Raw genomic sequence first — 25,588 nt, forward strand, 5'->3', positions numbered from 1 at the left:
CGGATCGCGCCGGATCATGTACCTGCATGAAAAGCGACACATGAAGCGGGCAGGCGAGGCAGGGATAGCATTGCGCGCAAACTGGGTAGATCGATTGTTTTTGTTCGATTACTATGTATCTTTGACGATCACTCTTAAAAGTGGATCTTGAAATTCAGCCGTAGAGAGGTAGGTAAATGGAAGACTATGCCAGCGCTGCAATTAGGCATTATATAGATGCCGAAAAGTTAAAGGGTAGTGGCTCAATTGATAATGCAGGGCACCTTGTCGGATTTGCTGCAGAATGCGCTTTAAAATATAAAATAAGCACTATCTCTCCAGATATGGATAGACCACGAGGACATTTTCCTGATTTTGTTAATATTGCGAAAAAAAGATTGAATTCTAGAGCACATATGTCTGTCTTTAAGCTTCTTTCCAATCCGATTTTAGCTGGGTGGGATGTTAATTATAGATACTATGTTGATGGTACAGTTAACTCGGCTGTTCTAGATTCTTGGATTAGAGATACAGTTAGATTAATTTCTGCTGCGGGGTTAAAAGTAAGAAAATGAATAAGAAAATATATTTTGATGACTCGCTGCCTATTTTTGCAAAGTTTGTAAGTGAGGAGCTGGGCGTTGCAGCTCTCGAAAATAATTATTTTTTGCGTGATGCGGAAGGTCGACTCTCCGTAATTGTTTTAGATGATAAAATTGACAAGGAAAATAGAACGCGACTTGCAACTAAAGCTAAAGATTACTTGGGTGATTATGTCGATGATAATGATTTTGTCTTCTCTACTCCTGATGAGCTCTTTGATGAGTCGTTAAAAGATATTGGCATTGCTTCTAAAATAACCTTGTCCTCTAGCTTTTATAGCGGGAATGTATTTTTATTTGAAAGGCGAATAATAGGTTCTGATTGGTTGAAAAAAACAAAACAAGAAACTAACAATCCAGTGAGAATTGTTTTTTCAAGTATTAAGGGGGGGGTGGGTCGTTCGACAGCCTTGTGTGTTGTTGCTAGTGCGTTAGCCCAAGAAGGAAAAAGAGTATTAGCAATAGACATGGATTTAGAAGCTCCTGGGCTTGGCAACATGCTTTTAACTGAAAAAACTTTGCCAAAATATGGTCTTTTAGACTTTTTTGTTGAAAAAAATGTCAGTAAAGTTAATGGTTCTAGTTATATTGACATGGTCAGCTCTTCATGGATTTCATCAGGGAAGGGGCGTGTTGATGTAATTCCTGCTCTTGGTGAAAGTTCATTCAATAATCCAGAAAATGTCTTAGGGAAGATTGCTCGATCTTATCTTTCTACAACTGATTGTGCTGGTAATAACTTCTCTTTCATTGATTATATGGATATCTTGGTAGATAAATTTTCTGATCCCACTAGATATGATGTTATTTTAATTGATGCTCGTTCCGGTTTGCATGAAACGACAGCGTCTGCAATGGTCGGCTTGGGGGCAAATATATTTTGTTTCGGTGTGGATCAGCCTCAAACTTTTGCTGGGTATGATCTGTTGTTTTCACATTTATCTATATTCAATAATATTGATCCTTCATGGTTAAATAGATTTAATTTTGTTCAGGCTAAAGCTTCTGACGGACAAGATAAACGAGATCTTTTTGCCCAAAAAATGGAAGCTAAAATAGCTTCATATTTCTCAAAAAAAGAGGCTGATGATGATATTAATGTGGCATCCCTTAAGGACACATTTGAAGTAGAATGGGATGATACTGAATCAGTAGAGCTTATAACCGAAGAGATTGATGTTATTAATCCGATAATAAGTATTTTAGATGATAGCAGGTTCAGTGATTTTGATCCTATTTCGAATAGGGATATACTAACAAGTAATTTTTATGATGTTACATTTAAACTTCTTTTGGAGAGGGTGAGATCAATCCTAGAGGAGTCTTTGGAGGGGGAGGAGATATGAATACCATTAATTACTCCAAAATATCAGAGGCCTTAGCTTCGTTGCCTTCTGATCATGATGCTAGTGGAGAGTATAAACCAACAGTAGATGAGATATTTGCGCCACAGCAACATGCTAATGCCTTAGATCCTTATACGACAATAGTTGTAGGTGCTAGAGGTACAGGGAAGAGCTTTTGGGCTGGTGTACTAGCGCAAAAGGATACTCGAGATGTTGCGGCTCAGTCGTATCCTAATTTAGGCCTTGAAAAGCTATTGGTTGCGGAAGGTTATAATGGTTTTCTATCGACAAGAATACTGCAGGAGTTAGTGCCTGAGGGACAGGAGAGTAAAAAATCTTACGAATTTTGGCAAGCGTCCATAATAATGGCTATCGATCGGATGATTGCTGAAGAAAGGGGCGTTAAATTTAAAGAAAAATTATCTGACTATATAAAGAGATACTCAGATCCTGAAGATGCAGATCTATATCTTTCTGATCTTGATGATAAGCTTGAAGAGGATGAAACGACAGTTTTAATAACATTTGATGCCTTGGATAAGTTGTCTAAAGACTGGAGCCGTTCAAATTTATTACTGGATTCTTTGTTTGAAGTTGTATGGGACTTGAGAATCAGAAAGCGTATTCGTGCAAAAATATTTATACGTCCTGAGCAATTCAATGATGATTCTTTAAAGTTTGTAGAAATACCAAAATTGAGAAGTTCTCGAGTTGAACTAGAGTGGACACAGATCGAGCTTTATGGGCTTTTGTTTTCTCGCTTAGGTTATGATCCGTCTAAAAATGCAGATGAATTTCTTAAAGTTGCAAAGTCGATAGGCGCTCCATTTAAGCCTTTACCTCATAAGCAAAGAAGAAATTGGAATCTTGTTAGTGATAAAAAAATTCAAAAAGACATGATGACTGCTCTTGCTGGCCCTTATATGGGGAAGAACTTTAAAAAAGGTGGAACATATGATTGGCCTTATAAACATTTGGCTGACGCTAATGGGGATGTTACACCTCGGAGCTTCTTGAAGCTATTTTCAGAAGCTGGTAAGTTTGGATCCTTATTACAAGATAGGGCTATCTCCGCGGAAGGTATTCGACATGGTTTACGTGAGGCTTCAAAAGTAAGGGTTGAACAGTTAGTTGTTGAATATCAATGGGTTAAGAGGGCTTTGGCACCTTTGGCTGGATTGCGTGTGCCATGTACGGAAGAGGATATACTTTCCCGTTGGGAAGATAGTAATACCATAGAAGTTATTATGAATGCTTCTCAGTCTGATAGTGGTGGTTTCTTGCCACCATACCCCTATCCCCTCTACAAGAAGTTGAAGGGTGAGGCAAAATTATCAGCATTAGCCGACTCAATGGCTAAGATTGGCTTGTTTGAAATTAGAGCTGATGGCCGCTTTGATATCCCTGATTTATTCAGGGTTGCAGCTAAGATGTTGAAAAAAGGCGGTATAACACCAACCGCAAAATAATTTGGTAAGGCTGCTATTGTTGCAGCCTTAATTTTAAAATTATTTTATAGTGTATATTTTTTAAAATTAATCACGTTGCAATTGAAATGCGAGTTTATTGCTTGCATTCTTTCTTGTAGTGGTATCAATTCATTCCTCACAAACACCTGACTAGCTTTCTCTACATCCCCAAACCCCCCAGTATTATTCGGAACGATCCCCATCATCTGAGGTGGCACGCGATGAGCACTCAACAAATCATCCCGGGTAGCATTCTTAATATTGAAGAAATCATCTTTGGTAGCGACTTCACTCAGAGGCAGTATTTTTATGCCGTCCGGGGCGTACATGAACAAATTGCGGAATTTCCCCAAGCCCTTGGTATCACACATGGCTTGACGCATTCTATCAACGTCACTGGTACTCTGTGCTGCGTCGGTCATATATAAGATGTAACCGGCGTGCGCCCCATTTTGATAATACTTCCGGCGGAACAAGGTCGCTGTCTCGTTCAGCCATGCTGAATTAAGCGCGCTCAGGTATTCCGGCAGCCCGTACAGCTCTTGGTTAATATCCGGCTCAATCAAATGAAACACGCTACCCGGAATGAACTGGTGCGGCACTTTCCAGTCCTGCACAAACCAATACGTATCAGGATCAACACCTCGGCGGGTGTATTTCGCCGGTGAACACTTTAGTCGTAACGGTTCTCCAAGTCGGTTTTTCCTGACCTCTAAAAAGGCGTTACCAAATACCAGATAATCTGTAAGCATCCCGGTAAACCGGACCATTCACTTTCAGAGATCTTCCGGCATACTGACTATGTCCCCGGAGGAGATCGCCATGCGCAAAGCACGATTCACCGAACACCAGATCATCGCCGTTCTGAAGTCCGTCGAAGCCGGACGCACCGTTAAGGATGTCTGCCGCGAGGCCGGGATCTCTGAGGCCTCGTACTACAACTGGAAAGCGAAGTTCGGCGGCATGGAATCCTCTGATATCAAAAAGATGAAGGACCTTGAGGATGAAAACCGCCGGCTGAAACAGATGTTTGCGGACCTGAGTCTCGAGTGCCGCGCCCTGAAAGACGTTATTGAAAAAAAGCTTTAAAACCAGCGATAAAGCGTGAGCTGGTCAGCTATCTGACCGCGCAGTTTGCCATGAGCTTACATCAGGCATGCAGGGCATTGTCGCTGAGCAGGACGGTATTTCGTTATCAGCCGGATACGCGACGTGATGAGCCGGTGATTATGGCGCTGACCGTGGCGGCTGAACGCTATTCGCGATACGGATTTAAAAAGCTTTTTCAGGTGCTGCGCAGGCAGGGCAATACCTGGAACCATAAAAGAGTTCACCGTATTTACTGCCTGCTGAAACTGAATTTTCGCCGCAAGGGAAAACAGCGCCTGCCTGTGCGTTATCCGGCTCCGCTGGCGACGCCAGAGGTGATGAACCAGAGCTGGTCCATCGATTTTATGCACTATGCGCTGGTGTGCGGCAGGCGCTTCCGGACCTTCAACGTGGTGGATGATTTTAACCGCGAAGCACTGGCGATCGAAATTGACCTGAATATCCCCGCGCAGCGGGTCGTGAGAGTGCTGGACAGGATCGTGGCAAACCGCGGATATCCGCTGAAAATGCGGATGGATAACGGTCCGGAGCTGATCTCGCTGACGCTGGCACAATGGGCAGAAGAGCATGGTGTGATGCTGGAATTTATTAGGCCCGGCAAGCCCACGTAGAATGCCTTTATCGAACGGTTCAACCGGACGTACAGGACAGAAATACTGGATTTTTATCTGTTCAGAACGCTGAATGAAGCACGGGAAATTACAAAGCGCTGGCTGGCAGAATATAACAGCGAGCGCCCTCATGAATCCCTGAATAACCTGACGCCGGAAGAATACCGGCTGATGGCTGAAACCCCGGAAATCTCAAAAAGTGCGTGGAACTAAAACGGGTGTACTTACAGGAAAAGCTTCAGAGCGGTGTGGCTGAGTTCTCACTGTCGCTCGCGATGGGTCGGGCCAACATCATCCCGGAAACGCCGGTACGCGTCAGCGGGTTTAAAGCGGCGATCGATGCGCAAGACTGGATAGTGAGCAAAGTCACGCACAATTTGAGTAACGGAGGTTTTACGAAGGTGCTGGAGTTTGAAGTTTTTTTTCCAATCGGAATTATGATTTATCTTTCATGTAGAAAATCTGCAAATGCAGATTTTCTACATGAGACAGACTAACGCTTACTTAGGGAATGAGAATGGTAATACTTCGTATCCATGTACATGGGTTGATGCTTGCTCAGTGTGTTCGAATAAACTAAGGAAAGCTTCTGCTTCGATAGAATCTTCAAGGGGAGATACATGCGAATTGATATACGGGAAAAGAGTAATCGCAGCATTCATAGATAGGGGTATATAGTTTATAAATATATCTGCTTTGGTAAATCCGCGGCTAACAGCTTCAGCCTCAAATTTATCTGCATTTAAATAATCCCTAACACGATTTCTAGCTTCGGGTTTCAACCTTGATTCTTGCCTTGGTAAAGAAAGCATTAAATCAAGATCGCTCCATGAAATAGGAACGTTGAAAAAGCCGTGCCCTTCGCTCTCCGAAAAACTAGGGAATTTTACGTAGAAATAATTTTTAGAATGTGTAGGGTTAGCTATTAGTTGTCTGTGGCAGTTATAAAGCGTCCTGATTCTATTGGCTTTATTGTGGTGTCTTGCATTCCTAATTATTAATATCGTTAGTAGTTGAGGAATAAGATACCAATCAGGGGGTATCTGATTGTGAGACATGTTGTCATATAGATTGTGGAATGCGTTAAGTTGTGTATTTAAACCCGATTCTAAATTGCCAATAGCCTCAGCACGGTCAATATTCAATAATCTACGAAAAGACCATTCCGATTCCATGAGTACTCGAAATGCTTGAGCTAGGTCCTCGAAAGAGTGTGAAAGCATCTAAGTTTCCTTGTTAATGAGTAAAACTCCCCCAATTTTACTCTAAAATAATAGGATCTCTATTGTTCTTTTACTTATGTATGAATATCCACTGCGTAGTGTTATTCTTGATTATCGTAATGTGAATTTTTTGTAAACTCACTTAAAGGTGGTTTTGTTCTCGATCGGGCAGAGTATTATCGCGACAATGAGAGATTGAGAAGGGAATATCAACATGATGCATTGCCCGCTTTGCCGAACTGCCGCCCATGCCCGCACAAGCCGCTATCTTAGTGAGAACACTAAGGAGCGTTATCATCAATGTCAAAACATAAACTGCAGTTGTACTTTTGTGACGCTGGAATCTATTCAGCGGCAGATCGTATCACCGGGCAAAGTTGATATCGCTCCGCCACACCCAACGCGAAGCAATCAGGGAACACTTTGGATTTAACAAGAAGCCTGCGAAAGCAGGTTTTTTTATGCCTGTAAAATGGCTGTCGCCACTTTGTCGCCATAGAGTGATTTTACTGTTTTTAATTCATTGTTTCATAATGATATTTTTTCATGGCAACAAAAAACCCGATAATCTTGAACCTAAAAGGCGGGATTATCGGGCTCCACAAATTGGGGACATCAAAGAAAAGCAGTGGCACTAATTCAGACTGCCCCCGACAACGAAAGTTCTCGGCGGCGACAAAAAAATCAAAATATTTTTAGCGCCAAATCATCGCCGCTGCTTATCGGTTATCCCGCTATCCCCGGCCACAGCACCACGATCAGCGAACCCGCGAGGGTTAACAATACGTTAGCGATGGCATAGGTGCCGGCGTAGCCCAGCGCCGGGATGTTGCTGCGCGCGGTGTCGCTGATGATCTCCATCGCCGGCGCGCAGGTGCGGGCGCCCATGATGGCGCCGAACAGCAGGGCGCGGTTCATGCGCAGCACGTAGGCGCCGAACAGGAAACAGATGATCACCGGCACCAGGCTGACGATCAGCCCGGCGATCAGCATCTGGCCGCCGACCGCACCCAGGCTGTGGCCGATGCCGGCGCCGGCGCTCAGGCCTACCCCGGCCATAAACACCATCAGGCCGAATTCTTTCACCATGTTCAGCGCGCCCTGCGGGATATAGCCGAAGGTCGGGTGGTTGGCGCGCAGGAAGCCGAGCATGATGCCGGCCATCAGCAGGCCGGCGGCGTTGCCGATGCCGAACGAAAAGTTGCTGAACTGAATGGTGATCTGGCCAATCAGCAGGCCGATGATGAAGAAGGCGCAGAACGCCAGCAGGTCGGTGACCTGGCTGTGGATCGAGATAAAGCCGATCTTCTCCGCCACGCTCTTCACTCGGCGCGCGTCGCCGCTCACCTGCAGCACGTCGCCCTTGTTGAGCACGATGCTGTCGTCGATGGGCATTTCAATCTGGCTGCGGATCACCCGGTTGAGGAAGCAGCCGTGGTCGGTCAGCTTCAGCTGGCTCAGGCGTTTGTTCACCGCGTTGCTGTTCTTTACCACGATCTCTTCGGTGACGATGCGCATGTCGAGCAGGTCGCGGTCGAACACTTCCTTGCCGTTGCGGAAGCTCGGATCCAGGCGGGCATGGGCATCCGGGTAGCCGACCAGCGAGATCTCGTCGCCCACCTGCAGCACCGCGTCGCCGTCGGGGTTGGCCAGAATGCCGTTGCGGCGGATGCGTTCAATGTAGCAGCCGGTCTGGCGATAGATACCCAGCTCGCGCAGGTTCTTGCCGTCGGCCCAGGCCACCAGCTCCGGGCCGACGCGATAGGCGCGGATCACCGGCAGGTATACCTTGCGCTGGCTGTCGGTGTCCAGGCCTCGTTCGCGGGCGATTTGCTGGGCGGAGGTCGACAGGTCCTGGTGCTGCAGCTTCGGCAGATAGCGCGCGCCGAAGATCAGGCTGACCAGGCCAATCAGATAGGTGAGGGCGTAACCGAGGCTCAGATGGTCCTGGGCCGCCAGCAGCGCCGGGCCGTTGACGATGGTATTGCGCAGCGTATCGCCGGCGCCCACCAATACCGGGGTCGAGGTCATCGAACCGGCCAGCATGCCGGCGGTCAGGCCGATGTCCCAGTGGAACAGTTTGCCGAGGCCGATGGCGATCACCATCGCCGAGCCGACCATCACCAGCGCCAGCATCAAATAATTTTTGCCGTCGCGGAAGAAAATAGAGAAAAAGTTAGGGCCGGCTTCCACCCCTACGCAGAAAATAAACAGCATAAAGCCGAGATTCAGCGCTTCGGTGTTAATGGCGAAGTGTTGCTGGCCGAGCAGCAGCGAAACCACCAAAACGCCAATGGAATTACCGAGTTGAACGGAACCCAGACGGACCTTACCGAGGCACAGCCCCAGTGCGAGTACCACGAACAGTAACAGAATGTAGTTACCGTTTAACAAACTAGCGACGTTTATGTTCACGGAGGATAACTTATTGTTTACCAGTAAGTGCTTGATTTGGATAACTATAAGATATAAATTCAGCCATAAAATGACTTCATAAATAACTCACCAGCGGAAGGCGATTCGAACCATCGATCGGCGGCGTTTATTCTAGTCGCTCTGACGCGTGACAGCCAGCATATAAAGCTGATTTCCTGCGCCGTCGGCCGCATTTAACTCTCTTTTGACCAAGGAAAAAGTTCAGTTCAGCGTTGCCGGTGGACGGCGAGGCGTCACTCATGGTGACAAGGCTGATTTCTATTGATGTGGTGATTTGGCAAGGGGGAGATTTCGCATGGCGGGTTATCGATATTGGCTGGGCATTTCAAGCTGTTTTCTGCTGTTCAGCCTGGTGTTCCTCGGCCAGCAGAGCGGCATGTTCGGCAGCACCGATCATGAGCATCACGGCGATCCCGGGCTGCTGCTGTTCGTCATTCCCGGCGCCATCGCCAGCTACCTGTCTAGCCGCAAACGCCTGCTGTGCCCGCTGCTGGGCGCGCTGTACGCGCTGCCGCTGTGCCTGGTGATCCGTCATTTCTGGCTGACGCCGTCCTCTTCGTTCTGGCAGGAACTGGCCTACGCCACCAGCGCGGTGTTCTGGTGCGTATTCGGCGCGATGCTGATGCTGTGCGCCCACGCGTTGCTGCAGGCGCTGCAGCAGCTGCACCGCGGCGAGCGGCCATAAAAAAAGGCGCCCTAAGCGCCTGTTTGTCGTTCAGCCTGCGGCTTACTGGAACAGATTCAGATTTTCTTTGGCGTAGGCTTCGAAATCAGTGCAGCCGCCAATGTGTTTCTCATCCAGGAAGATCTGCGGCACGGTTTCCACCGGCTTGCCGACGGTTTTTTCCAGGTCGGCCTTGGTGATGCCTTCGGCGTGGATATCCACATAGCGGAAGTTGAAATCGTCGCGCTCTGCAGTCAATTTTTCCGCCAACTCTTTAGCACGGACACAATAAGGACAACCCGGACGCCCGAAGATTACTGCAAACATGCAACGCTCCTTAATTTGATATTCGATGAATTACTCGCAATTGCAACGACATTCTGTCAGCCCCAAAAGACCCGAACCTGCCCATCGCCTGCGTTAATGCCGTTTACTATGCCCGTTGAGCTGATGAAAAAAAAGCAGGAATTACCTGTTAATCTGATTCATATAACCAATTAGCCTGCTGGGGCTGTCGTGGCCGGCGGGAATTCACTACACTGGGGGCAGAGCCTCTGGAGAAGAAAAATATGCGTTCATTCGGTGACTTACCGCGCACGGTACTGGTGTTGGAAGGGCTGGGCATGGTGCTGCTGGTGCTGGCCTATCTCAGCATTCACGGCCACCTGCAGCTGCCGGGCTGGCTGGCGTCGCAGCAGGCGGCGGTCGGCATGATCTTCCTCGGCGTGGCGATGATGGTGCCGGCGGCGGCGTTTCTGGTGTGGCGCGTGGTGCAGGGGTTTGGCCCGCTGATGCGCGGCGGCCTGCCGCCGGAGCACGATCGCCATAAGCCGCAGGACGGCGACAAATCGAACCATCATCGGGACCGCGATCCGCGCGCCTGAGCGCCGCGGCCGTTAACCCGCCTGCCCGGCAGGCGTCGGCTTTTTGGGGTGACGAGTGAAAATTGCCATTCTTTCGCGCGACGGAACGCTGTACTCATGCAAGCGGCTGCGGGAAGCGGCGGAGGATCGCGGGCACAGCATCGATGTCATCGATCCGCTTTCCTGCTATATGAACATCAACCCGGCGGCGCCGACCATCCACTATCGCGGCCGCCAGCTGGACCGTTACGACGCGGTGATCCCGCGCATCGGCTCCGCCATCACCTTTTACGGCACCGCGGTGCTGCGTCAGTTCGAGCTGCTCGGCAGCTATCCGCTGAACGAATCGGTCTCCATCACCCGGGCGCGCGACAAGCTGCGTTCGCTGCAGCTGCTGGCGCGGCAGGGCATCGATCTGCCGATCACCGGCTTCGCCCATTCGCCGGACGACACCGGCGACCTGATTGAGCTGGTCGGCGGTGCGCCGCTGGTGGTCAAGCTGGTGGAGGGCACCCAGGGCATCGGCGTGGTGCTGGCGGAAACCCGCCAGGCGGCGGAGAGCGTGATCGACGCCTTTCGCGGCCTGAACGCGCACATTCTGGTGCAGGAATACATCCGCGAGGCGCAGGGCAGCGACGTGCGCTGCCTGGTGGTGGGCGGCCGGGTGGTGGCGGCCATCGAGCGCCAGGCCAAGGCCGGGGAGTTTCGTTCCAACCTGCACCGCGGCGGCACCGCCCGCAAGGTGAGCATCACCGCCCGGGAGCGGGCGATCGCGGCGAAAGCGGCCGCCACGCTGGGGCTGGACATCGCCGGGGTCGACATCCTGCGCGCGGCGCGCGGCCCGCTGGTGATGGAGGTCAACGCCTCGCCGGGGCTGGAGGGGGTGGAAACCACTACCGGGCTGGATATCGCCGGCATGATGATCGAATACATCGAGCAGCGGGCGCGGCCGGGATTCAGGTTGAAGTCGGGCGGATAAGCCGCCCGGCGGCGCGACTTTTTCTCGCCGATAATTATCCTTTTAGTGAATTAAGCCGTATTGATCGTGGCGCATCGGGTGAATATTCCGTAAGCTATGCGCCTTTTCGCGTTTTGAATATTGTGAGGCTGGTTATATGGATTCACTCATTGTCCCTGATTTGGCGCTGTTGCGGCGCTGGCTGGATCAATCGGGCATTTCTTTCTTTGAGTGCGATTCTTGTCAGGCGCTGCACCTGCCGCACATGCAAAATTTCGACGGCGTGTTCGACGCCAAGATTGACCTGGTGGACAACGTGATCCTGTTCTCGGCGCTGGCCGAGGTGAAACCGACCGCGCTGATCCCGCTGGTGGCCGATCTGAGCCAGATCAACGCCAGCTCGCTGACCATCAAGGCGTTTGTCGACATTCAGGACGACAACCTGCCGAAGCTGATCGTCTGCCAGTCGCTGAGCATCGCCGTTGGCGTGACGCTGGAGCAGTTCGTTCACTTCATGCAGCAGGGCGAAGAGCAGATCTCGATGGTGATCCTCGAGGCGCGGGCGAACGATCTGCTGTTTATGGGTGACGAAGAAGAGAACCCCGCTGGCGCCGAGCGTCAGCCAATGCTGCACTGATCCCCGCTGTACATGATGCATGCCGCTGCGCCGGCGGCATGCCGCCGTTATTCCCCTCCGCAATAATATATTCTGCACTTTGCCCTCTGTTGCCAGATATTTCTCGTCTTTTGCGCCGTTAATGGCGTATCACATAGAGAAAAACTGCATAAAAAATCGATAAAAGGCGTTTTTTACCCTGGAGGCTGGCGGGTTTCGGCCGCAGCGGTTATGCTGCTGATTCTGCTAAGGGCTTGCGATTCCCCTTGTGACCACGCGGGCTGGGCAGCTGAAAAAGGCGTATGCAATCAACTGCATAGCCATTCAATCCGCGGTTGCAACGATTGCGCTCAATCAGGAAAGGTTTTGTATCATTTCGGATACAAGTTCAATTCTATGATTCACCCCTGTTTTGGAGGAAGTTACGGATGGTCACCCAACGTAAAAAGTGGTTATCGGGTGTTGTTGCCGGCCTGCTGATGGCCGCGTCCGTCACAGCGTCAGCCGAGGAAAAAACGCTGCACGTCTATAACTGGTCCGACTATATCGCGCCGGACACCTTAGCCAAATTCCAGAAAGAAACCGGCATTAAAGTGGTGTACGACGTCTTTGACTCCAACGAAGTGCTGGAAGGCAAACTGATGGCGGGCAGTACCGGTTATGATCTGGTGGTGCCTTCATCCAACTTCCTCGAGCGCCAGTCCAGGGCGGGCATCTTCGAACCGCTCGACAAGAGCAAAATGCCGAACTACAAAAACCTCGATCCGGAAATGCTGCAGCTGGTGGCGCACAACGACAAGGACAACAAGTACGGCATCCCTTACCTGATGGTGACCACCGGCATCGGCTACAACGTCGACAAGGTGAAGGCGGCGCTGGGCAAAGACGCGCCGGTCGACAGCTGGGATCTGATCCTCAAGCCGGAAAATCTCGAAAAGCTGAAGAGCTGCGGCGTTTCGTTCCTCGACGCGCCCAGCGAGGTTTACGCCACCGTGCTGCATTATCTCGGCAAAGATCCCAACAGCACCAACGCGGCGGATTACACCGGCGCGGCCAACGATCTGCTGCTGAAGCTGCGGCCGAACATCCGTTACTTCCATTCTTCCCAGTACATCAACGATCTGGCGAACGGCGACATCTGCGTGGCGATCGGCTGGTCCGGCGACGTGATGCAGGCGGCCAACCGCGCCAAAGAGGCGAAGAACGGCGTGAACGTGGCCTATGCGATCCCGAAAGAAGGGGCGTTGACCTACTTTGACATGTTCGCCATGCCGGCGGACGCCAAAAACAAAGACGCCGCTTACCAGTTCCTGAACTTCCTGATGAAGCCGGACGTGATGGCGGGCATCAGCAACTACGTGTATTACGCCAACGCGGTGAAGGATTCTACGCCGCTGGTGAATGCCGAAGTGCGCAACAACCCGAACGTCTATCCGCCGGCCGATCTGCGCGCCAAGCTGTTCACGCTCAACGTGCAGTCGCCGAAGCTGGACCGTGTGATTACCCGCGCCTGGACTAAAGTTAAAAGCGGAAGGTAATGCGCAGGGGCCCGGCGCGCCGGGCCCGCTTATCGCTGTCGATTTGACCGGCAGGCGGGCGCTCCCCGCCTGCATTGCCATTTTGGGCCATGGCAATCGCCGTGGTTTTTTGTACTGCTTTACGCCGGAGAGCACCCCGATTGAACGACGCCATCCCTCGTCCTCAAGCCAAGTCGCAGAAGGTTTTCACCCCTCTGCTGGAAATCCGTAACCTCACTAAAACCTTCGATGGCCAGAACGCGGTCGAAGACGTCAGCCTGACGATTTACAAGGGCGAGATCTTCGCGCTGCTGGGGCCGTCCGGCTGCGGCAAGTCGACGCTGTTGCGCATGCTGGCCGGCTTCGAACAGCCGACGGAGGGCCAGATCGTGCTCGACGGGCAGGACATGTCGCATGTGCCGCCCTATCAGCGGCCGATCAACATGATGTTCCAGTCCTACGCGCTGTTCCCGCACATGACGGTGGAGCAAAACATCGCCTTCGGACTGAAGCAGGACAAAATGCCGCGGGCGGAAATCGCCGCCCGGGTGGCCGAAATGCTGGCGCTGGTGCACATGCAGGAGTACGCCAAACGCAAGCCGCACCAGCTGTCCGGCGGCCAGCGGCAGCGGGTGGCGCTGGCGCGCAGCCTGGCCAAGCGGCCCAAGCTGCTGCTGCTGGACGAACCGATGGGCGCGTTGGATAAAAAGCTGCGCGACCGCATGCAGCTGGAGGTCACCGACATTCTGGAGCGCGTCGGCGTGACCTGCGTGATGGTGACCCACGATCAGGAAGAGGCGATGACCATGGCGGGGCGTATCGCCATCATGAACCGCGGCAAGTTCGTGCAGATCGGTGAGCCGGAAGAGATCTACGAACACCCGAACAGCCGCTTCAGCGCCGAGTTCATCGGCTCGGTCAACGTGTTTGACTGCGTGCTGCAGGCGCGCCACGACGATGCGCTGATCCTGCAAAGCCCTGGCCTGCGCCATGCGATCAAGGTCGATCCCGACGCCTCGGTGGTGGACGGCGTGCCGATCCAGGTGGCGCTGCGGCCGGAAAAAATCATGTTGTGTGAGGATGTGCCGGCGGACGGCTGCAACTTCGCGGTGGGCGAGGTGGCGCATATCGCCTACCTGGGCGACCTGTCCATCTACCACGTGAAGCTGCACAGCGGGCAGATCATCAGCGCCCAGCTGCAAAACGGCCATCGTTTCCGCAAGGGCATGCCGACCTGGGGCGACGAAGTGCGTCTGTGCTGGGAAACCGACAGCTGCGTTGTGTTGACGGTGTAGTTGAGAGGCTGAGGAGCAACCCGAATGACAATGCTTTCCGAACGCACGCCGCCGGCCAAAACGCCCGGCGCGCTCAAGGCGCTGTTCCATCGCCTGCAGATGGCCCACGGCCGCAAGCTGGTGATCGCGCTGCCCTACCTGTGGCTGATGCTGCTGTTTATGCTGCCGTTCCTGATCGTGTTCAAGATCAGCCTGGCGGAGCTGGCGCTGGCGGTGCCGCCTTATACCGACCTGATGAGCTGGGCCGACGGCAAGTTGGACATCGCGCTCAACTTCGCCAACTACCTGCAGTTGACCGACGATCCGCTGTATATCGACGCTTACCTGCAGTCGCTGCGCGTGGCGGCGGTGTCGACGCTGTGCTGCCTGATCATCGGCTATCCGCTGGCCTGGGCGGTGGCGCACAGCAAGGCCTCGACCCGCAATATTCTGCTGCTGCTGGTGATCCTGCCGTCCTGGACCTCGTTCCTGATCCGCGTGTACGCCTGGATGGGGATCCTGAAAAACAACGGCATCCTGAACAACTTTTTACTGTGGCTGGGGGTTATCGATCAGCCGCTGGTGATCCTGCATACCAACCTGGCGGTGTATATCGGCATCGTTTACTCCTACCTGCCGTTTATGGTGCTGCCGATTTACACCGCGCTGATCCGGTTGGATTACTCGCTGGTGGAGGCGTCGCTGGATCTGGGCGCCCGGCCGCTGAAAACCTTCTTCAGCGTGATCGTGCCGCTGACGCGCGGCGGCATCATCGCCGGTTCGATGCTGGTGTTTATTCCGGCGGTGGGCGAATTCGTGATCCCGGAACTGCTGGGCGGGCCGGACAGCATCATGATCGGCCGCGTGCTGTGGCAGGAATTCTTTAACAACCGCGACTGGCCGGTGGCCTCGGCGGTCGCCACCATCATGCTGCTGTTGCTGATCGTGCCGATCCTGTGGTTCCACAAGCACCAGAACAAGGAAATGGGGGGGCAGGGATGAACAACTTGCCGGTAGTGCGCTCGCCGTGGCGCATCGCGATTCTGGTGATGGGCTTCACCTTCCTGTATGCGCCAATGCTGATGCTGGTGATTTATTCGTTCAACAGCTCCAAGCTGGTGACGGTGTGGGCCGGCTGGTCCACCCGCTGGTATACCGAACTGTTCCACGATTCGGCGATGATCGGTGCGGTTGGCCTCAGCCTGACCATCGCCGCCGCTTCGGCTACCGCCGCGGTGGTGCTCGGCGCCATTGCCGCCGTGGTGATGGTGCGTTTCGGCCGTTTCCGCGGCTCGACCGGCTTCGCCTTTATGCTGACCGCGCCGCTGGTCATGCCGGACGTCATTACCGGCCTGTCGCTGCTGCTGCTGTTCGTGGCGATGGGCCACGCCTTCGGCTGGCCGGCGGAGCGCGGCATGTTCACCATCTGGCTGGCGCACGTCACCTTCTGTACCGCTTACGTGGCGGTGGTGATCGCTTCGCGCCTGCGCGAAGTGGACCGCTCGATCGAAGAGGCGGCGATGGATCTGGGGGCGACGCCGCTGAAAGTGTTCTTTGTCATCACCTTGCCGATGATCGCGCCGGCGCTGATCTCCGGCTGGATGCTGGCGTTTACGCTGTCGCTGGACGACCTGGTGATCGCCAGCTTCGTCTCCGGCCCGGGGGCGACCACGCTGCCGATGCTGGTCTTCTCCAGCGTGCGCATGGGGGTGAACCCGGAAATCAACGCCCTGGCCAGTCTGATCCTGCTGGTGGTGGGCCTGCTCGGTCTGATCGCCTGGTGGTTTATGGCGCGCTCGGAAAAGCAACGATCGCGTGAATTACAAAGAGCCGCCCGTAGCTGATCGGCAACAAACCTGCTATTTTTGAAATCATTGGTATTGCAACTAGTTAGCTGATTTTATATGTGCCACCTGAATTGGTGGCGCTTTGTTGCGGAACACGGATATGTCAGACATGCTGAAAAGCAGGCAGGGAATGGGATCGACTTCGGATGCGCCGGTGCCGGTGATGGTGGCCGGTACGGCTATGGTGGCTATCAAATGCGTCAGCGTGCTGTTGCTGCTGGGGGAACTGGGCGTCGACGGCGCGCAGGAATTCGTCAGCACCAGCGCTCAGGCCTGGGATTCCACCTTTATTTTCCTGGCCGGTTTGCTGCTGCTGTGCCTGCAAATCAGCTGCGGCTTCGCGGTGATGCGCGGCCGCAACTGGGGGCGTTGGGGCTACGTTGCCTGCCAGTGCGTGGTGGTGGGCTATCTGTTGCTGGCCACCATCGGCAGCGTGCTGCCGGAGGTGTTCACCGTGGAAGGGGAAACCAGCAGCCAGATCCTGCACGTGCTGATCCTGCAAAAGATCCCCGACGTGGTCATCCTGGCGCTGTTATTCGTTCCCGCCGCCAGCCGCCGATTCTTCGCCGCGCGCCACTGAGGCTTATATCGCCGCCGCGCCGTCGGCGGCGCTCGCTCATCCCGGCCACTCGCCCGCGCAAGCTCATCCGTTGGCAAGGTGAAAGCTATAGGGTATAGCGGCGCAGGGTGCTAGAATCTGCGCCCTTAATTCTTCATCCTGAACTCAGAGTATTCTTCATGCATTGCGCTTTGTATACGGCGGGCACCTGCCGTTCCTGTCAGTGGCTGGACAAGCCGTACCCGCAGCAACTGACTGACAAACAGCAACATCTGCAATCGCTGCTGGCCGAGCGCGACGTCGCGCAATGGCGGGCGCCGGTGGCGGGGGAGCAAAGCGCGTTTCGCAATAAAGCCAAGATGGTGGTCAGCGGCAGCGTTGAACGCCCGCTGCTCGGTATGCTGCACCGCGACGGCACGCCGGCCGATCTCAGCGCCTGCCCGCTGTATCCCGCCAGCTTCGCGCCGATGTTTGCGGCGCTGAAAAGCTTTATCGCCCGCGCCGGCCTGACGCCCTATAACGTGGCGCGCAAACGCGGCGAGCTGAAATACCTGCTGTTGACCGAAAGCACCCATGGCGGCGGCGTGATGCTGCGTTTCGTGCTGCGTTCGGAAACCAAGCTGGCGCAGCTGCGCGCCGCGCTGCCGTGGCTGCAGCAGCAATTGCCGCAGCTCCGGGTGATCTCCGCCAATATTCAGCCGGTGCACATGGCCATCATGGAAGGGGAGCGCGAGATCGCGCTGACCGACCGGCAGGCGCTGGAGGAACGGTTTAATCAGGTGCCGCTGTATATCCGCCCGCAGAGCTTTTTCCAGACCAACCCGCAGGTGGCCGCCAGCCTGTACGCTACCGCCCGTGATTGGGTGCGGGCGCTGGGCATCGACAGCATGTGGGATCTGTTCTGCGGCGTCGGCGGTTTTGGCCTGCACTGCGCGCAGCCGCAAACCCGCCTTACCGGCATCGAAATCAGCGCCGAGGCGATTGCCTGCGCGCGCCAGTCGGCGCAGCGGCTGGGCCTGCGGCAGGTCGATTTTCAGGCGCTGGACTCGACGCGTTTCGCCACCGCCGAAGGCCATGTGCCGCAGCTGGTGCTGGTCAATCCGCCGCGCCGCGGCATCGGCCAGGCGCTGTGCGATTATCTGAATCGGATGGCGCCGGGCTACATCCTGTATTCCAGCTGCAACGCCGAGAGCATGGCGAAAGACATCGCAATGCTGCCGGATTACCGCATCGAGCGGGTACAGCTGTTCGACATGTTCCCGCATACCGCGCACTATGAAGTGCTGACGCTGCTGGTGCGAAACTGAGTGAAATAAGGCCCGCTTGAACGGGCCTGATGATTTGCGAGACTTACTGCGGGAACCACTTGTCGTTGATGGCTTTGTAGGTGCCGTCGGCCTTGATGGCGTCCAGCGCGGCGTTCAGCCTGGCCAGCAACGCCTGGTTGTCCGGGCGCACCGCGATGCCCAGGCCGGTGCCGAAGTACTGGGCGTCGGTGACGTGTTCGCCGACCGGCGCCAGGCCGGGGTTGCTCTTCAGCCACTCATTCACCACCGCGGTATCGCCGAACACGCCGTCGATACGGCCGTTTTTCAGCTCCAGAATGGCGTTCTGGTAGCTGTCGTAGGAAACGGTGTTAATTTCCGGATGCTTGTCCTGCATGTATTTCTGGTGGGTAGTGCCGTTTTCCATGCCGACTTTCTTGCCCTTCAGGTCCGCCAGCGAACTGAACTTGCCTTTCTGAGCGATGACGATCGCCGAGTTGGCGTAATACGGCTGGGTGAAGGAAACCTGCTTGCTGCGCTCCGGCGTGATGTCCATACCCGAGATCACCGCATCGTATTTTTTGAATTTCAGCGCGGCGATCAGGCTGTCGAACGCCTGATTGGTGAAGGTGCACTCTGCCTTCATCTGTTTGCACAGCGCATTGGCCAGGTCGATATCAAAGCCGACGATCTGGTTGCCGGCGTCCAGCGATTCGAACGGCGGATAGGTGGCGGAAGAGGCGAAGCGAATGGTGTCGGCGGCGCCGGCGTTAAAGGCGATCCCCGCCAATACCGTCGCGGCCAGCAGTAATTTTTTCATGCGTAGTGCTCCTGTCTGAATTCAGAATGTCGTTATCTCGCCATCGCTTGATTTTACTGATAATAACCAGAGGGTTTTCGCGAATGTGCCGGAAGATAACCATGCCATCGAGTGAATTGATATGCAATGTAAATGATTAAAAATTGCGGTCGAGCATAAAAAAGCCCCGTGCTGAGACGGGGCTTCGACAGGCGCGTTTGGCCGTCAGTTGCGGTGTTCGAACGCCAGCGCGCGGCGCTCGACCAGCCGCATCAGCAGCGTCAGCAGGCCGTTGACGCACAGGTACACCAGGCCGGCGGCGCCAAACACCATCACGTCGTAGGTGCGGCCGTACATCAGCTGGCTGTAACCCATTACCTCCATCAGCGTAATGGTGTAGGCCAGCGAGGTGCTTTTGAACACCAGCACCACTTCGTTGGAATAGGACGACAGCGCGCGTTTGAAGGCGAACGGCAGCAGGATGCGCAGCGTCTGGCGGCGGGACATGCCCAGCGCCTCGCAGGACTGCCATTGCCCGGCGGGGATCGCCCGCACCGCGCCATAGAACAGCTGGGTGGTGTAAGCCGCGCTGTTCAGCGCCAGTGCGATCATCGCGCACAGCCACGGCTGCGACAGCAGGTTCCACAGCCACGGATAGTCGCGGATCGCCGGGAACTGGCCGGGGCCGTAGTAGATCAGGAAGATCTGCACCAGCAGTGGCGTGCCGGTAAACAGCGTGATGTAGATTTTCACCAGCGGCGTCAGGATCGGCGTTTTCAGCGTCAGGATCACCGTCAGCAGCAGCGACAGCACCAGCGCCACGATCAGCGCGGTCACGGTCAGCGTCAGGCTGGTATGCAGCCCTTTGATGATTTCCGGCAAGTATTCAAGCATCAGGCCGGCCCTCGTTCAAAGCGCGTGGTACGCAGCTCGATGCGTTTGATGACGTACTGGCTGAGCAGGGTGACCAGCAGGTAGATCGCCGCGGCAATCACGTACCAGGTAAAAGGTTCCTGGGTGCGGGTGGCGATGCTCTTGGTCTGCAGCATCAGGTCGTTCACGCTGATCAACGACACCAGCGCGGTGTCTTTCAACAACACCAGCCACTGGTTGCCGAGGCCGGGCAGCGCATGGCGCCACATCTGCGGCATGATCAGGCGGAAGAAGATCGCCGCCTTGCCCATCCCCAGCGCCTGGCCGGATTCCCACTGCCCCTGCGGCACCGCTTTCAGCGCGCCGCGCAGCGTTTGCGAGGCGTAGGCGGAGTAGAGCAGGGCCAGGGCTATCACGCCGCACAGGAACGGGCTGACTTCGAAGTTATCGATCGCCAGCTGGATCGGCAGCTGGAACAGGCCCAGATTGAGGGTAAAGCCGTCCGACAGCATCAGCAGCAGCTGCGACGAACCGAAATAGATAAACAGCACCACCAGAATTTCCGGCAGGCCGCGCAGCAGGGTCACCCAGGCGGTGCCCAGCCAGCTAACCAGTTTCCAGCGGGATGATTCCCATACGGCGAACAGCATCGCCAGGATCAACCCGAGGATCAGGGCGCAAACGGCAAGGCCGACGGTCATGCCGGCGGCGCTTGCGAGAGGTTGAAATTCATTCATCGGGGCGTATTACTGCTGGAACCATTTTTTGTAGATGGTCTCATAGGTCCCATCCTGCTTGATCTTGTCCAGAGCGGCGTTGAATTTGCCCTGCAGCTCGGTATTTTTCTGACGCACCGCAATGCCCAGGCCGGTGCCGAAGTAGTCTTTATCGGTAACCTTGTCGCCCACCGTCGCCAGCGCGGCATTTTGTTTCAGCCATTCGTTGACCACCGCGGTGTCGCCGAATACCGCATCCACGCGGCCGTTTTTCAGATCCAGAATGGCGTTCTGGTAGCTGTCATAAGGCACGGTGGTGATTTCCGGGTGCTTGTCGGTCAGGTATTTCTGGTGAGTGGTGCCGTTCTGCACGCCCACTTTCTTGCCTTTCAGCGCCGCCGCGTCGGCCACTTTGCCTTTCTGGGCGACAAACAGCGCCGAATTGTCATAGTACGGCTTGGTGAACAATACCTGTTTTTCACGCTCTGGCGTGATGTCCATGCCGGCCATCACCGCATCGAAGCGCTTGAACTTCAGGCTGGGGATCAGGCTGTCGAACGCCTGGTTGGTGAAGGTGCACTCGGCCTGCATTTCTTTGCACAGCGCGTTGGCCAAATCGACGTCAAACCCCTGGATCTTGTTGCCGGCGTCAATAAATTCAAACGGAGGATAGGAGGCTTCGGTAGCGAAACGGATAGTTTCGGCTGCGGAGGCGGAAACGCTGATGCCAGCCAGAACGGCGGCGATTATTAGTTTTTTCATCGCAAACTCCCCAAATTACAGCAAGTTAAATTTTTAGTGTGATAAGTAATTGGCAAACTCGGTGGTCCGCGGCTGGGTGAAGTGGCTGTTGTCGCCCTGTTCCACCACGCGGCCGTTTTCCATATACACCACGCGGCTGGCGGTTTTGCGCGCCACTTCCACTTCGTGGGTCACGATCACCTGGGTGATGCCGGTGCCGGCCAGTTCGCGAATGATGCTGACGATCTGAGCGGTGATTTCCGGATCCAGCGCCGCCGTCGGTTCGTCAAACAGCAGCACCTGCGGTTCCATCATCAGCGCACGGGCGATCGCCACGCGCTGCTGCTGGCCGCCGGACAGGTGCAGCGGGAAACGGTCGGCGAAGTCGGTGAGGCGCAAACGCTTCAGCAGCTTGTCGGCGCGCTCCATCGCCTGGGCCTTGGTCAGGCCCAGCACGCGGCAGGGGGCCTCGATCAGGTTTTGCACCACGGTGAGGTGGGGCCACAGGTTATATTGCTGGAACACCATGCCGACGTTCTGGCGCAGTTCGCGGATGGATTTTTCACCCGGCGCCTGCTTGAAGTCGAACCGGTTGCCGGCGATCTGCAGCTGGCCCGAACGCGGCATTTCCAGCAGGTTCAGCACCCGCAGCAATGAGCTTTTCCCGGCGCCGCTTGGACCGAGCAGCACCAGGGTTTCCCCCGCTGGGCAATCCAGCGTGATGTCAAACAGCGCCTGATGCGCGCCGTAATAGCAGTTGATACCGTTAAGTTGAATACTCATGCGCCAGAATTGAATAGACATTGATGCCGCGAATGTTAACTTCCACAGAATACTTATGCAATCTTTGTGCGTTAAAATTTATGACTGTGCGGCGGGACAGTAAAAGAATAGCACAAGATACCGCGACTCAGAGCGGAAGGGGGGATTTGTGGCGCAGGCTGTGAGATGCGTAGCGAAATTTCTCAAACAGAGCAAACTTTGAGCGCAATCAAGGCGTTTGACGAAAACCGGCGCCAGAGCGGCGCCGGTATGCGCAGTGGAATTACTGGTTTTCCAGCACCTGGCGCAGGCTGCCGCTGGCGGCGTGCGGCGGCACGTTCAGGTAACGGACGTCGTCCACCACCCAGCAGGTGCCTTCGCGCACCATCAAGACTTCATCCTGCCAGTTGACCGCGCTGCCGCCGTCTTTCTGGTAGCTCAGCGCCACCCGCAGAGGGATGTTTTTCGCATCGGTATTGGGAATGGTAGAGGCGCTGGCGACGGATGCGCTGGTCGGCCCCTGGGCATTGCCGGAGAACAGGTCGCCGGTCACCTGATGTTTAGCCGGATTCTGGCCGGCGCTGACCAGATCCTGATACAGCACCTGGCTCAGGTAAGGCTGCAGCTGCGCCAGGCGGTTGCTGTCCGGCAGGCTGGTGGCGGAACCCTGCTGAATGCGCAGGTCATAGAACTTCTGTGCGACCGCATCCGGGCCGCCTTCCACACAGCTGCCGCTGCGGGTGCCAATATCCTTGAATGCCGGCTCTACGGTGGTGCAGGCACTCAGCAACAGCGCTAAAGGAAAAACAGCCGCAATAGTTTTTGTTTTCATCTTATTACCTTATGTGAAAGTCTCTACCATGAAGACCGATAGCTTACAGTATAAATGCGTTTTTTGGCCTTGCATTCGTACTGCGTGCCATTGTTGCACCGAACATAATGCCAAATTGCTGGTCATAGATGTGTTGAATTAATCAAACAAGGACCCCTGATGCAGCTTTCAACCACCCCGACCCTGGAAGGGTTTACCATTACCGAATACTGCGGCGTTGTCACCGGCGAAGCGATCCTCGGCGCCAATATTTTTCGCGATTTCTTCGCCGGCGTGCGCGACATCGTCGGCGGCCGTTCCGGCGCCTATGAGAAAGAGCTGCGCAAGGCGCGCCTGATCGCCTTCAAGGAGTTGGAAGAGCAGGCGAAGGAGCTGGGCGCCAACGCGGTGGTCGGCATCGATATCGACTACGAAACCGTCGGTAAAGACGGCAGCATGCTGATGGTGACCGTCAGCGGCACCGCGGTGAAAGTCAGCCGCTAACCCCGCCCAAAACGCCCCGGCCCGCGCCGGGGCGTTTTGTTTTGTGCCGCCGTCGATGGCGTCCGCGACGATTATTGATTAACGTTAGCGCTATGTCGGGCCGTCAAACCACAGGGGGATAAGTGAAAATTTGGCCAGGGATATTCGCCGCCGCGCTGCTGGCGGGATGCCAACATCCTCAGCAGGGCACCACCGTCGACCGCGGCAATTACCGGTTGGAAACCCTGCATCAGGCGCAGGGCGCCGATCGGCGCATTCGCTTTCTGGTGATGCACTATACCGCGGAAGATTTCCATTCTTCGCTGAAGACGCTGACCGACGAACACGTCAGCGCGCACTATCTGTTGCCGGCGCACCCGCAGCTTGAGCACGGCAAGCCGACGGCCTTTCAACTGGTGCCGGAGGAGATGCGCGCCTGGCACGCCGGGGCCAGCGGCTGGCGCGGCCGCAGCAACCTGAACGACACCTCGATAGGCATCGAGATAGTCAACCGCGGGTTCACCCGCAGCATGCTGTACACCCGTTGGCAGCCCTATACGGCGGAGCAAATTGCGCTGCTGATCCCGCTGAGCCGCGACATTATCAACCGTTACGGCATTCAGCCGCAGGACGTGGTGGGGCACAGCGATATCGCGCCGCAGCGCAAGCAGGATCCCGGCCCTTTGTTCCCCTGGCACGCCCTGGCCGAGGCCGGCGTCGGCGCCTGGCCGAACGAACGCGACGTGCAGCGCCTGCTGGCCGGGCGCGACCGGCAGGCGCCGGTGCCGATGGCGCCGCTGCTCGCCAGGCTGGCGCGCTACGGTTATGCGATAGATCCGACATGGAACGCCCGCCAGCAGCGCAACGTGCTGGCGGCGTTTCAAATGCATTTCCGGCCCGGCGATTTTCGCGGCGAGCCGGATGCGGAGAGTGAGGCGATCGTGGATGCGCTGTTGCTGAAGTATGGCGCGGCGCGCTGATTACAGGCCGTGCAGCTTGCCGTGTTCTTTCAGCCAGCGGGCGGTGCGGGCGATGCCTTCATCCAGCGAAACGATGGGGTGATAGCCCAGTTCCTGCCGAGCGCGGGTGGTGTCGAGCGTCAGATCGAAATTGAGCTTGGCGACGCCGTAGTGGGTCAGCACCGGCTCCTTTTCGCTTTTGCTGCCCAGCCGTTCCATGCCGCGCGCCATCATGTCGAGCATCGGGTAAGGCACTGAACGTATGCGGCACTTCATGCCCAGATCGTCGATCAGTCGCTGCACCACGCTGCGCAGCTGGCGCGGCTCCTGGTTGGTGATGTTATAGGCGCGGCCGGACGGCGTGTCTTCTTTTTGCGTCGCCAGCCACATGGCGTGCACCGCATTTTCCAGATAGGTCATGTCGACCAGCGCCGCGCCGCCGCGCGGCAGCAGCAGGTTGCCGTAGCTTTTGATCATCTGCAGCAGCCGCGGCAGCATCACCTTGTCGTGCGGTCCGAACAGCCCCTGCGGGCGCAGGATGGTGAAGTGGGTCTGCGGGTTGGACAGCGCCAGCTGTTGGATCACCTGCTCGCCGGCCGCCTTGCTGCGCGCAAACTCATTGGCGTAGCGCGCCGGGCGAAAATCCTCGTTGACGTTGCGGTGATGGTGGTAGTCGAAGTAAATCGCCGGTGAAGAGATGTGGATAAACTGCGCGACGCCGTAGGCGGCCGCCCATTCGCCCAGGCGACGCGTAGCGCGCACGTTGGCCAGCTCGAAAGCCTCTTCGGTGCCCCACGGCGAGGTAAAGCTGGAACAGTGCCACAGCACGTCGACATCCGTCAGCATCGCTTTGGCCTGAGAAGAGATCAGGTTGGTGAGGTCGGCATGAATGAACTCCGCGCCCATTTTTTCCAGCAGGCTGCCCATCGCCCGGTTGCGGCCGGTGGCGCGCACTTTTATGCCCTGGCGGCGGAGATATTCAACGGCGTTACGGCCTAACCCACTGGTTGCACCGGTGACCAATACCTTCATAACGGACTCTATTCTCACCAAAAATTAGAATGCCGGGGGCCGTTGGCGACGCCCCAGCAAATAAGATGCCATT

The 25,588-nt window shown here is 55.4% G+C and carries 26 protein-coding genes and 3 pseudogenes; 18 read left to right on the plus strand and 11 right to left on the minus strand.

The genetic code is table 11. The features are described 5' to 3' along the window. The first annotated feature begins 176 nt into the window (after nt 1-176). From CKW09_RS24530 to CKW09_RS08435, 3 genes are read left to right on the plus strand one after another with little or no spacing between them, the layout of a single operon-like run. Complete coding sequence (locus tag CKW09_RS24530) at nt 177-554, plus strand: hypothetical protein (RefSeq protein ID WP_145957248.1); 378 nt, start codon at nt 177-179, stop codon at nt 552-554. Continuing rightward, a complete protein-coding gene (locus tag CKW09_RS08430; protein WP_095096709.1) occupies nt 551-1,927 on the plus strand; it encodes a KGGVGR-motif variant AAA ATPase in 1,377 nt (458 codons plus the stop codon). The genes CKW09_RS24530 and CKW09_RS08430 overlap by 4 nt, the downstream gene beginning before the upstream one ends. Continuing rightward, complete coding sequence (locus CKW09_RS08435) at nt 1,924-3,396, plus strand: hypothetical protein (protein WP_095096712.1); 1,473 nt, start codon at nt 1,924-1,926, stop codon at nt 3,394-3,396. The genes CKW09_RS08430 and CKW09_RS08435 overlap by 4 nt, the downstream gene beginning before the upstream one ends. 44 nt (nt 3,397-3,440) lie before the next feature. On the opposite strand, the pseudogene CKW09_RS08440 reads toward CKW09_RS08435, so the two are convergent. Continuing rightward, nucleotides 3,441-4,142 (minus strand): annotated as a pseudogene (locus CKW09_RS08440) (phage portal protein); the annotation flags it as partial. A 76-nt stretch (nt 4,143-4,218) separates the two neighbouring features. On the opposite strand from CKW09_RS08440, the pseudogene CKW09_RS08445 reads away from it, so the two are divergent. After that, nucleotides 4,219-5,330 (plus strand): annotated as a pseudogene (locus CKW09_RS08445) (IS3 family transposase). A 17-nt stretch (nt 5,331-5,347) separates the two neighbouring features. Next, nucleotides 5,348-5,614 (plus strand): annotated as a pseudogene (locus CKW09_RS08450) (hypothetical protein); the annotation flags it as partial. Between the two features lie 3 nt (nt 5,615-5,617). Here CKW09_RS08450 and CKW09_RS08455 read toward each other — a convergent pair. After that, the gene (locus tag CKW09_RS08455; RefSeq protein ID WP_095096715.1) at nt 5,618-6,340 is read right to left on the minus strand and encodes a hypothetical protein; all 723 of its coding nucleotides are present in this window, start codon (nt 6,338-6,340) and stop codon (nt 5,618-5,620) included. Nucleotides 6,341-6,554: 214 nt separating this feature from the next. Between CKW09_RS08455 and CKW09_RS08460 the strand changes: the two genes are divergently transcribed. Then, nucleotides 6,555-6,773: a DNA-binding transcriptional regulator gene (locus CKW09_RS08460; protein ID WP_072265518.1), complete on the plus strand. Its 219-nt coding sequence runs from the start codon at nt 6,555-6,557 to the stop codon at nt 6,771-6,773. Between the two features lie 293 nt (nt 6,774-7,066). Here the strand turns inward: CKW09_RS08460 and CKW09_RS08465 are convergent, their stop codons facing one another. Beyond that, on the minus strand, nt 7,067-8,755 hold the full coding sequence (locus CKW09_RS08465; protein WP_073970309.1) for an aspartate:alanine antiporter: 1,689 nt from the start codon (nt 8,753-8,755) through the stop codon (nt 7,067-7,069). Between the two features lie 316 nt (nt 8,756-9,071). Between CKW09_RS08465 and CKW09_RS08470 the strand changes: the two genes are divergently transcribed. Further along, nucleotides 9,072-9,461, plus strand: coding sequence for an inner membrane protein YbjM (locus CKW09_RS08470; RefSeq protein ID WP_095096718.1), 390 nt, complete (start codon nt 9,072-9,074; stop codon nt 9,459-9,461). Between the two features lie 42 nt (nt 9,462-9,503). On the opposite strand, the gene CKW09_RS08475 is transcribed toward CKW09_RS08470, so the two are convergent. Further along, complete coding sequence (locus CKW09_RS08475; protein ID WP_061798151.1) at nt 9,504-9,767, minus strand: GrxA family glutaredoxin; 264 nt, start codon at nt 9,765-9,767, stop codon at nt 9,504-9,506. Between the two features lie 242 nt (nt 9,768-10,009). Between CKW09_RS08475 and CKW09_RS08480 the strand changes: the two genes are divergently transcribed. The 9 genes from CKW09_RS08480 to rlmC all read left to right on the plus strand — a co-directional run bounded on the left by CKW09_RS08480 (nt 10,010) and on the right by rlmC (nt 18,381). Next, entirely contained in the window at nt 10,010-10,324 is a 315-nt protein-coding gene (locus tag CKW09_RS08480) for a YbjC family protein (RefSeq protein ID WP_095096721.1), read from the plus strand. A gap of 55 nt (nt 10,325-10,379) precedes the next feature. Further along, nucleotides 10,380-11,282, plus strand: coding sequence for a 30S ribosomal protein S6--L-glutamate ligase (gene rimK, locus CKW09_RS08485; protein WP_061798147.1), 903 nt, complete (start codon nt 10,380-10,382; stop codon nt 11,280-11,282). Between the two features lie 136 nt (nt 11,283-11,418). After that, a complete protein-coding gene (locus tag CKW09_RS08490) occupies nt 11,419-11,898 on the plus strand; it encodes a type III secretion system chaperone family protein (RefSeq protein ID WP_061798145.1) in 480 nt (159 codons plus the stop codon). Between the two features lie 407 nt (nt 11,899-12,305). Continuing rightward, nucleotides 12,306-13,415 (plus strand): spermidine/putrescine ABC transporter substrate-binding protein PotF, encoded by a 1,110-nt coding sequence (gene potF / locus CKW09_RS08495; protein ID WP_061798143.1) that lies wholly within the window; start codon nt 12,306-12,308, stop codon nt 13,413-13,415. Between the two features lie 140 nt (nt 13,416-13,555). Continuing rightward, a complete protein-coding gene (potG, locus tag CKW09_RS08500; protein ID WP_061798142.1) occupies nt 13,556-14,689 on the plus strand; it encodes a putrescine ABC transporter ATP-binding subunit PotG in 1,134 nt (377 codons plus the stop codon). A 30-nt stretch (nt 14,690-14,719) separates the two neighbouring features. Further along, entirely contained in the window at nt 14,720-15,670 is a 951-nt protein-coding gene (gene potH, locus CKW09_RS08505; RefSeq protein WP_061798141.1) for a putrescine ABC transporter permease PotH, read from the plus strand. Next, on the plus strand, nt 15,667-16,512 hold the full coding sequence (gene potI / locus CKW09_RS08510; protein ID WP_061798140.1) for a putrescine ABC transporter permease PotI: 846 nt from the start codon (nt 15,667-15,669) through the stop codon (nt 16,510-16,512). Before potH ends, potI begins: the two co-directional genes overlap by 4 nt. Nucleotides 16,513-16,615: 103 nt before the next feature. Further along, nucleotides 16,616-17,095 carry a YbjO family protein gene (locus tag CKW09_RS08515; protein WP_061798138.1) on the plus strand — a complete coding sequence of 160 codons (480 nt, stop codon included), beginning with the start codon at nt 16,616-16,618 and terminating at the stop codon, nt 17,093-17,095. 158 nt (nt 17,096-17,253) lie between these two features. Further along, complete coding sequence (gene rlmC, locus CKW09_RS08520; RefSeq protein ID WP_095096727.1) at nt 17,254-18,381, plus strand: 23S rRNA (uracil(747)-C(5))-methyltransferase RlmC; 1,128 nt, start codon at nt 17,254-17,256, stop codon at nt 18,379-18,381. Between the two features lie 43 nt (nt 18,382-18,424). On the opposite strand, the gene artJ (CKW09_RS08525) is transcribed toward rlmC, so the two are convergent. The 6 genes from artJ (CKW09_RS08525) to CKW09_RS08550 form a co-directional block, all read right to left on the minus strand. Further along, nucleotides 18,425-19,159 (minus strand): arginine ABC transporter substrate-binding protein, encoded by a 735-nt coding sequence (gene artJ, locus CKW09_RS08525; RefSeq protein ID WP_061798135.1) that lies wholly within the window; start codon nt 19,157-19,159, stop codon nt 18,425-18,427. Nucleotides 19,160-19,363: 204 nt separating this feature from the next. Next, nucleotides 19,364-20,032: an arginine ABC transporter permease ArtM gene (gene artM / locus CKW09_RS08530; RefSeq protein ID WP_095096730.1), complete on the minus strand. Its 669-nt coding sequence runs from the start codon at nt 20,030-20,032 to the stop codon at nt 19,364-19,366. Beyond that, nucleotides 20,032-20,748, minus strand: a complete 717-nt coding sequence (artQ, locus tag CKW09_RS08535) for an arginine ABC transporter permease ArtQ (protein ID WP_061798132.1) — start codon at nt 20,746-20,748, stop codon at nt 20,032-20,034. Before artQ ends, artM begins: the two co-directional genes overlap by 1 nt. 9 nt (nt 20,749-20,757) lie before the next feature. Further along, entirely contained in the window at nt 20,758-21,489 is a 732-nt protein-coding gene (gene artJ / locus CKW09_RS08540; protein ID WP_061798130.1) for an arginine ABC transporter substrate-binding protein, read from the minus strand. Between the two features lie 33 nt (nt 21,490-21,522). Next, a complete protein-coding gene (gene artP, locus CKW09_RS08545) occupies nt 21,523-22,251 on the minus strand; it encodes an arginine ABC transporter ATP-binding protein ArtP (protein WP_095096733.1) in 729 nt (242 codons plus the stop codon). Between the two features lie 262 nt (nt 22,252-22,513). After that, nucleotides 22,514-23,062, minus strand: coding sequence for a lipoprotein (locus CKW09_RS08550; RefSeq protein WP_061798125.1), 549 nt, complete (start codon nt 23,060-23,062; stop codon nt 22,514-22,516). A gap of 159 nt (nt 23,063-23,221) precedes the next feature. On the opposite strand from CKW09_RS08550, the gene CKW09_RS08555 reads away from it, so the two are divergent. Then, nucleotides 23,222-23,545: a heavy metal-binding domain-containing protein gene (locus tag CKW09_RS08555; RefSeq protein ID WP_061798123.1), complete on the plus strand. Its 324-nt coding sequence runs from the start codon at nt 23,222-23,224 to the stop codon at nt 23,543-23,545. Between the two features lie 122 nt (nt 23,546-23,667). Further along, nucleotides 23,668-24,504 (plus strand): N-acetylmuramoyl-L-alanine amidase, encoded by an 837-nt coding sequence (locus tag CKW09_RS08560; RefSeq protein WP_095096737.1) that lies wholly within the window; start codon nt 23,668-23,670, stop codon nt 24,502-24,504. On the opposite strand, the gene CKW09_RS08565 is transcribed toward CKW09_RS08560, so the two are convergent. Beyond that, on the minus strand, nt 24,505-25,515 hold the full coding sequence (locus tag CKW09_RS08565; protein WP_061798119.1) for an NAD-dependent epimerase/dehydratase family protein: 1,011 nt from the start codon (nt 25,513-25,515) through the stop codon (nt 24,505-24,507). Nucleotides 25,516-25,588: the final 73 nt, after the last annotated feature.

The sequence above is a fragment of the Serratia ficaria genome (genome assembly GCF_900187015.1).
In the GTDB taxonomy this organism is placed as follows: domain Bacteria; phylum Pseudomonadota; class Gammaproteobacteria; order Enterobacterales; family Enterobacteriaceae; genus Serratia; species Serratia ficaria.

Excerpts from the sequence above, each read along its gene's own strand:
- CKW09_RS24530 (WP_145957248.1), top strand. The coding sequence starts at position 177 with ATGGAAGACTATGCCAGCGCTGCAATTAGGCATTATATAGATGCCGAA.
- CKW09_RS08430 (WP_095096709.1), top strand. The coding sequence starts at position 551 with ATGAATAAGAAAATATATTTTGATGACTCGCTGCCTATTTTTGCAAAG.
- CKW09_RS08435 (WP_095096712.1), top strand. The coding sequence starts at position 1,924 with ATGAATACCATTAATTACTCCAAAATATCAGAGGCCTTAGCTTCGTTG.
- CKW09_RS08455 (WP_095096715.1), bottom strand. The coding sequence starts at position 6,340 with ATGCTTTCACACTCTTTCGAGGACCTAGCTCAAGCATTTCGAGTACTC.
- CKW09_RS08460 (WP_072265518.1), top strand. The coding sequence starts at position 6,555 with ATGATGCATTGCCCGCTTTGCCGAACTGCCGCCCATGCCCGCACAAGC.
- CKW09_RS08470 (WP_095096718.1), top strand. The coding sequence starts at position 9,072 with ATGGCGGGTTATCGATATTGGCTGGGCATTTCAAGCTGTTTTCTGCTG.
- CKW09_RS08475 (WP_061798151.1), bottom strand. The coding sequence starts at position 9,767 with ATGTTTGCAGTAATCTTCGGGCGTCCGGGTTGTCCTTATTGTGTCCGT.
- CKW09_RS08480 (WP_095096721.1), top strand. The coding sequence starts at position 10,010 with ATGCGTTCATTCGGTGACTTACCGCGCACGGTACTGGTGTTGGAAGGG.
- CKW09_RS08490 (WP_061798145.1), top strand. The coding sequence starts at position 11,419 with ATGGATTCACTCATTGTCCCTGATTTGGCGCTGTTGCGGCGCTGGCTG.
- potF (WP_061798143.1), top strand. The coding sequence starts at position 12,306 with ATGGTCACCCAACGTAAAAAGTGGTTATCGGGTGTTGTTGCCGGCCTG.
- potH (WP_061798141.1), top strand. The coding sequence starts at position 14,720 with ATGCTTTCCGAACGCACGCCGCCGGCCAAAACGCCCGGCGCGCTCAAG.
- potI (WP_061798140.1), top strand. The coding sequence starts at position 15,667 with ATGAACAACTTGCCGGTAGTGCGCTCGCCGTGGCGCATCGCGATTCTG.
- CKW09_RS08515 (WP_061798138.1), top strand. The coding sequence starts at position 16,616 with ATGTCAGACATGCTGAAAAGCAGGCAGGGAATGGGATCGACTTCGGAT.
- rlmC (WP_095096727.1), top strand. The coding sequence starts at position 17,254 with ATGCATTGCGCTTTGTATACGGCGGGCACCTGCCGTTCCTGTCAGTGG.
- artJ (WP_061798135.1), bottom strand. The coding sequence starts at position 19,159 with ATGAAAAAATTACTGCTGGCCGCGACGGTATTGGCGGGGATCGCCTTT.
- artM (WP_095096730.1), bottom strand. The coding sequence starts at position 20,032 with ATGCTTGAATACTTGCCGGAAATCATCAAAGGGCTGCATACCAGCCTG.
- artQ (WP_061798132.1), bottom strand. The coding sequence starts at position 20,748 with ATGAATGAATTTCAACCTCTCGCAAGCGCCGCCGGCATGACCGTCGGC.
- artJ (WP_061798130.1), bottom strand. The coding sequence starts at position 21,489 with ATGAAAAAACTAATAATCGCCGCCGTTCTGGCTGGCATCAGCGTTTCC.
- artP (WP_095096733.1), bottom strand. The coding sequence starts at position 22,251 with ATGAGTATTCAACTTAACGGTATCAACTGCTATTACGGCGCGCATCAG.
- CKW09_RS08550 (WP_061798125.1), bottom strand. The coding sequence starts at position 23,062 with ATGAAAACAAAAACTATTGCGGCTGTTTTTCCTTTAGCGCTGTTGCTG.
- CKW09_RS08555 (WP_061798123.1), top strand. The coding sequence starts at position 23,222 with ATGCAGCTTTCAACCACCCCGACCCTGGAAGGGTTTACCATTACCGAA.
- CKW09_RS08565 (WP_061798119.1), bottom strand. The coding sequence starts at position 25,515 with ATGAAGGTATTGGTCACCGGTGCAACCAGTGGGTTAGGCCGTAACGCC.